We start from the raw sequence: 6462 nt of genomic DNA on the forward strand, positions 1-6462 counted from the left end.
TAGCGGCCCCTCTGCATTCAGCCCAGTAGCGCTCGCAACACGCTGGCAAATGCCTGTCGGCTTTCCTCTTCGTGGGCATGCTGCCCCTGGCGCACTACCCATTTGCCATTGACCATCACATCCCGCACCTGACGGTCGCCGCCCGCGAACAGCCAGCGGTTGAGAATCCCATCCCCCTCGGCCATGGCGATATACGGGTCCTGCCCATCCAGCACCAGCCAGTCGGCCCGCTTGCCTACCGCCAACTCGCCAACCTGCTGCCCCAGTGCCTGAGCCCCGCCAACCAGCGCCGCGTCATACAGCGTGCGCCCGACCATCGGCTGGTCGCCACGGTACAGCCGGTTACGCCGCTGATCCCGCAGGCGCTGGCCATATTCCAGCCAACGCAGTTCCTCGACCACGCTCAGTGACACATGGCTGTCCGAACCAATGCCCATGCGTCCGCCCTGGGCCAGGAAGTCCACCGCCGGGAAGATACCGTCGCCCAGGTTGGCTTCGGTGGTCAGGCACAGCCCGGCCACTGCGCCACTGCGCGCCATGGCGGTGACTTCGTCGGCTTCGGCGTGGGTGGCGTGCACCAGGCACCAGCGGCGGTCCACCTCGACATGTTCATACAGCCATTGCAGCGGCCGCAGCCCACTCCAGGCCAGGCAGTCGTCGACTTCCTTCTGCTGTTCGGCGATGTGGATATGAATCGGGCAGTGTTGATTGCCGGCCGCCAGCACCTCGGCGATCTGACCGGGTGTGACCGCGCGCAGCGAGTGGAAGCACAAGCCCAGTTGCTGGGCCGGTTGCGCTGCCAGCACCGGTGCCAGCTGCGCCTGCAGTTGCAGGTACTGTTCGGTGGAGTTGATGAAGCGTCGCTGCCCTTCGTTCGGTGCCTGGCCGCCGAAACCGGAATGGCTGTACAGCACCGGCAGCAGGGTCAGGCCGATGCCGCTGCTGGCCGCCGCCGCACTGATGCGTCGGGACAGCTCGGCCGGGTCGGCGTAGGCCTTGCCCGCCGGGTCTCGGTGCACGTAGTGGAACTCGGCCACCGAGGTGTAGCCGGCCTTGAGCATCTCGATGTACAGCTGGCGGGCAATGACCTGCAGCTGCTCCGGGGTGATCTTGCCGACCAGCCGATACATCAGTTCACGCCAGGTCCAGAAGCTGTCGTTGGGATTGCCCGCGACCTCCGCCAGCCCCGCCATGGCCCGCTGGAACGCGTGCGAGTGCAGGTTGGGCATGCCTGGCAGCAGCGGCCCGGCCAGGCGTTCGGCGCCGTCGGCCGAGGCGTCGGCTTCGATCCGGCTCAGCAAACCATCACTGGATACTTCGAAGCGGACATTACTGGCCCAGCCCGTGGGCAGCAGGGCGCGTTCGGCGAAATAGGCGGACATCGGCAAAAATCCTGTTATTGTTTAACTTGTATATACATATACAGGCGTTTGCCTGCCGGGTAAACTGCGGCAAGCTACCGCTCATTCCATTGCCTAAGGACTCAACGCCGTGCCGACACCTCCTGTCTCCGCGCTGGTTGCCCATATGGGCGAGGGCCCGGCGCCACTGTATGCCCGGGTCAAGCAGATGATCATCCAGCAGATCGAAAACGGCAGCTGGCCACCGCATCACCGGGTGCCTTCGGAGAGCGAACTGGTCAGCGAGCTGGGCTTCAGCCGCATGACCATCAACCGCGCCTTGCGTGAGCTCACCGCTGAAGGCCTGCTGGTGCGGATGCAGGGAGTGGGCACCTTCGTCGCCGAGCCCAAGTCCCGTTCGGCGTTGTTCGAGGTCAACAACATCGCCGACGAAATCGCCGGTCGTGGCCATCAGCATAGTTGCCAGGTGATCAAGCTGGCCGAGGAGGCCGCCGGTTCCGAGCGCGCCCTGGCCCTGGACATGCGGGAAGGGCAGCGGGTGTTCCACTCGTTGATCGTGCATTACGAGAATGGCGTGCCGGTGCAGATCGAAGACCGCTACGTCAACGCGGCGATTGCCCCCGAGTACCTCAAGCAGGACTTCACCCGGCAGACGCCTTATGCCTATTTGTCCCAGGTCGCGCCGCTGACCGAGGGCGAGCACGTGGTCGAGGCGATTCTCGCCGAACCCGAAGAGTGCCGCCTGCTGCAGATCGAGCGCGGCGAGCCCTGCCTGCTGATCCGCCGTCGCACCTGGTCCGGGCGTCAGCCCGTGACGGCGGCGCGGCTGATCCACCCTGGTTCCCGTCACCGCCTTGAAGGACGTTTCAGTAAATGACCCAGTTGCAGTTGCTGCGTGCGCAGGATTACCCGCGCATGCCCTGGAAGAACGGTGGCGGTTTCACCGAAGAGATCACCCGCGACAACGGCGAGGGGCTCGATGGCTTCGGCTGGCGCCTGTCGATCGCCGATATCGAAGAGTCGGGCGGGTTTTCCGTGTTCGCCGGCTACCAGCGGATCATCACCGTGCTCCAGGGTGACGGCATGCGTTTGCTGGTCGACGACCAGGCTAGCCGGCCGTTGCTGCCGTTCGATGCGTTCGCCTTCAGTGGCGAGAGTCAGGTCAGCTGCAAATTGCTCGGTGGGGCGATCCGCGACTTCAACCTGATCTATGCGCCGCAGCGCTATCGGGCGCGCTTGCAGTGGTTCGACGGTACCAGCCGGCTGTACAGCTCGGCGTCGACGGTGTTGCTGTTTGCGGCTAGCAATCAGGTTGAAGTGGCGATGGCGGGGGAAACGCACACGCTGGGTCTGTACGACTGCCTGCGGCTGGAGGGTAACGACGGGTTGCTGGGGCTGGATGTTCAAGGGCGGTTCTGCCTGATCGAACTCATTTCAAATTGAAATAGCTGGGGCTGCTGCGCAGCCCTTTCGCGACACAAGGCCGCTCCCACAAGTACGGCGCGATGGCTCAGGCTGGCGCTGAACCTGTGGGAGCGGCCTTGTGTCGTGAAAGGGGCGCGAAGCGGCCCCAGTGCTTTCATGAATTCAGAGGAGTGGTCCGATAAATTTGGTTGTCCATGCTTGTACATACAAGTAAAGATGTGTTTGTATATTGACCACGACACAACTGCCCGCGGACAACCGCCGAGGACCTTCCCGTGACCGACAACAACAAATACCGTGACGTTGAAATCCGTGCCCCACGTGGCAACAAGCTGACTGCCAAGAGCTGGCTGACCGAAGCGCCACTGCGCATGCTGATGAACAACCTCGACCCGCAGGTCGCGGAAAACCCGAAAGAGCTGGTGGTGTATGGCGGCATCGGCCGCGCCGCACGCAACTGGGCCTGCTACGACAAGATCGTCGAAACCCTGACCCGCCTGGAAGACGACGAAACCCTGCTGGTGCAGTCGGGCAAGCCGGTCGGCGTGTTCAAGACCCACAGCAACGCCCCGCGTGTACTGATCGCCAACTCCAACCTGGTGCCCCACTGGGCCAACTGGGAACACTTCAACGAACTGGACGCCAAGGGCCTGGCCATGTACGGCCAGATGACCGCCGGCAGCTGGATCTACATCGGCAGCCAGGGCATCGTCCAGGGCACCTACGAAACCTTCGTCGAAGCCGGTCGCCAGCACTACGGTGGCAGCCTGAAAGGCAAGTGGGTACTGACCGCCGGCCTCGGCGGCATGGGCGGCGCCCAGCCACTGGCGGCAACCCTGGCCGGTGCCTGCTCGCTGAACATCGAATGCCAGCAGAGCCGCATCGACTTCCGCCTGGAAACCCGCTACGTCGACGAGCAGGCCACTGACCTCGACGACGCTCTGGCACGCATTGCCAAGTACACCGCCGAAGGCAAGGCAATTTCCATCGCCTTGCACGGCAACGCCGCCGAAATCCTGCCAGAGCTGGTCAAGCGTGGCGTGCGCCCGGACATGGTCACCGACCAGACCAGCGCCCACGACCCGCTGAACGGCTACCTGCCAGCCGGCTGGACCTGGGAACAGTACCGCGACCGCGCACAGACCGAGCCGGCTGCAGTGGTCAAGGCCGCCAAGCAGTCGATGGCCGTGCACGTACAGGCCATGCTCGACTTCCAGAAGCAGGGCATCCCGACCTTCGACTACGGCAACAACATCCGCCAGATGGCCAAGGAAGAGGGCGTGGCCAACGCCTTCGATTTCCCAGGCTTCGTCCCGGCCTACATCCGCCCGCTGTTCTGCCGCGGCATCGGCCCGTTCCGCTGGGCGGCGCTGTCCGGTGATGCCGAAGACATCTACAAGACCGACGCCAAGGTCAAGGAACTGATCCCGGACGACGCCCACCTGCACCGCTGGCTGGACATGGCCCGCGAGCGCATCAGCTTCCAGGGCCTGCCGGCACGTATCTGCTGGGTTGGCCTGGGCCTGCGCGCCAAGCTGGGCCTGGCCTTCAACGAAATGGTCCGCAGCGGCGAGCTGTCGGCACCGGTGGTGATCGGCCGTGACCACCTGGACTCCGGTTCGGTCTCCAGCCCCAACCGCGAAACCGAAGCCATGCGCGACGGCTCCGACGCCGTCTCCGACTGGCCACTGCTCAACGCCCTGCTCAACACCGCAGGCGGCGCCACCTGGGTTTCGCTGCACCACGGCGGCGGCGTGGGCATGGGCTTCTCCCAGCACTCGGGCATGGTCATCGTCTGCGACGGTACCGACGAAGCCGCCGAGCGTATCGCTCGCGTGCTGACCAACGACCCGGGGACCGGCGTAATGCGCCATGCCGATGCCGGTTATGACATCGCCATCGACTGCGCCAAGGAGCAGGGCCTCGACCTGCCAATGATCACGGGCTGATCGCTGCGCTTTGAGTGATACTGAACACTAAGAGGGGCCTGCGGGCCCCTGACAGAATTGGAGTAGCGAAGTGACCGTACTGACCCTCAAGCCCGGCACCCTGACCCTGGCCCAACTGCGCGCCGTCCACGCTGCGCCCGTGCGCCTGCAACTGGACGCCAGCGCCGGCCCGGCCATCGACGCCAGCGTCGCCTGCGTCGAGCAGATCATTGCCGAAGACCGTACCGCCTACGGCATCAACACCGGTTTCGGCCTGCTGGCCTCGACCCGCATCGCCAGCCACGACCTCGAAAACCTGCAGCGCTCGCTGGTGCTGTCCCACGCCGCTGGTATCGGCGCGCCGCTGGACGATGCCCTGGTGCGGCTGATCATGGTCCTCAAGATCAACAGCCTCAGCCGTGGTTTCTCCGGTATCCGCCGCAAGGTCATCGATGCGCTGATCGCCCTGGTCAACGCCGAGGTCTACCCACACATCCCACTCAAGGGCTCGGTCGGCGCTTCCGGCGACCTGGCACCGCTGGCGCACATGTCGCTGGTGCTGCTGGGCGAAGGCAAGGCCCGTCACCAGGGCCAGTGGCTGTCGGCTACCGAAGCCCTGGCGGTCGCCGGCCTCGAGCCGCTGACCCTGGCTGCCAAAGAGGGCCTGGCCCTGCTCAACGGTACCCAGGCTTCCACCGCCTATGCCCTGCGCGGCCTGTTCCAGGCTGAAGACCTGTATGCCGCCGCCATCGCCTGCGGTGGCCTGAGCGTTGAAGCGGCACTGGGTTCGCGTTCGCCGTTCGATGCGCGTGTTCACGAAGTGCGTGGTCAGCGTGGCCAGATCGACACCGCTGCCTGCTTCCGCGACCTGCTGGGCGATTCCAGCGAAGTGTCGCTGTCGCACAAGAACTGCGACAAGGTCCAGGACCCGTACTCGCTGCGCTGCCAGCCACAGGTCATGGGCGCCTGCCTGACCCAGATCCGCCAGGCCGCCGAGGTGCTGGGCATCGAAGCCAACGCCGTGTCGGACAACCCGTTGGTGTTCGCCGCCGAAGGCGACGTGATTTCCGGCGGCAACTTCCACGCCGAGCCGGTGGCCATGGCCGCCGACAACATCGCCTTGGCGATCGCCGAAATCGGCTCGCTGAGCGAGCGCCGCATCTCGCTGATGATGGACAAGCACATGTCCCAGTTGCCGCCATTCCTGGTGGAAAACGGCGGGGTCAACTCCGGCTTCATGATCGCCCAGGTCACCGCAGCTGCCTTGGCCAGCGAGAACAAAGCCTTGTCGCACCCGCACAGTGTCGATAGCCTGCCGACCTCGGCCAACCAGGAAGACCACGTGTCGATGGCCCCGGCTGCTGGCAAGCGCCTGTGGGAAATGGCCGAGAACACCCGTGGCGTGCTGGCCATCGAATGGCTGGGTGCGTGTCAGGGGCTGGACCTGCGCAAAGGCCTGAAGACTTCGGCGAAGCTGGAGCAGGCGCGTCAGGCGCTGCGTCGTGAAGTGCCGCACTACGACCGTGACCGCTTCTTCGCACCGGACATCGAGGCAGCTGTCGAGCTGCTGGCCAAGGGCAGCCTGACCGGGCTGCTGCCTGCTGGTGTCCTGCCTAGCCTGTGATGCCCCCGGGGCCGCTTCGCGGCCCTTCGCGGCGGTTCGGCGACCCGACACGCCCGCTCCCACAAGAGTACCGAAGCCTTCAAGGCTGGCGCTGTACCTGTGGGAGCGGGCGTGTCGGGTCGCC

Annotated in this window: 5 protein-coding genes; 4 read left to right on the forward strand and 1 reads right to left on the reverse strand. The window is 65.1% G+C overall.

Features of this window, described 5'->3' with window-relative positions; all coding sequences use genetic code 11:
• Positions 1–17: 17 nt before the first annotated feature.
• Positions 18–1382 carry a formimidoylglutamate deiminase gene (locus J7573_RS10245; protein WP_294333998.1) on the reverse strand — a complete coding sequence of 455 codons (1365 nt, stop codon included), beginning with the start codon at positions 1380–1382 and terminating at the stop codon, positions 18–20.
• A 145-nt stretch (positions 1383–1527) separates the two neighbouring features.
• On the opposite strand from J7573_RS10245, the gene hutC reads away from it, so the two are divergent.
• The 4 genes from hutC (at position 1528) to hutH (ending at position 6338) form a co-directional block, all read left to right on the forward strand.
• Entirely contained in the window at positions 1528–2238 is a 711-nt protein-coding gene (hutC, locus tag J7573_RS10250; protein WP_178083372.1) for a histidine utilization repressor, read from the forward strand.
• Positions 2235–2804, forward strand: coding sequence for a HutD family protein (locus J7573_RS10255; protein WP_294334000.1), 570 nt, complete (start codon positions 2235–2237; stop codon positions 2802–2804). Before hutC ends, J7573_RS10255 begins: the two co-directional genes overlap by 4 nt.
• Before the next feature lie 257 nt (positions 2805–3061).
• On the forward strand, positions 3062–4735 hold the full coding sequence (gene hutU, locus J7573_RS10260; RefSeq protein ID WP_051099534.1) for a urocanate hydratase: 1674 nt from the start codon (positions 3062–3064) through the stop codon (positions 4733–4735).
• 70 nt (positions 4736–4805) lie between these two features.
• On the forward strand, positions 4806–6338 hold the full coding sequence (gene hutH, locus J7573_RS10265) for a histidine ammonia-lyase (protein ID WP_294334007.1): 1533 nt from the start codon (positions 4806–4808) through the stop codon (positions 6336–6338).
• The last annotated feature ends 124 nt before the right edge of the window (positions 6339–6462 follow it).

The sequence above is a fragment of the Pseudomonas sp. genome (assembly GCF_017744435.1).
Lineage (GTDB): Bacteria > Pseudomonadota > Gammaproteobacteria > Pseudomonadales > Pseudomonadaceae > Aquipseudomonas.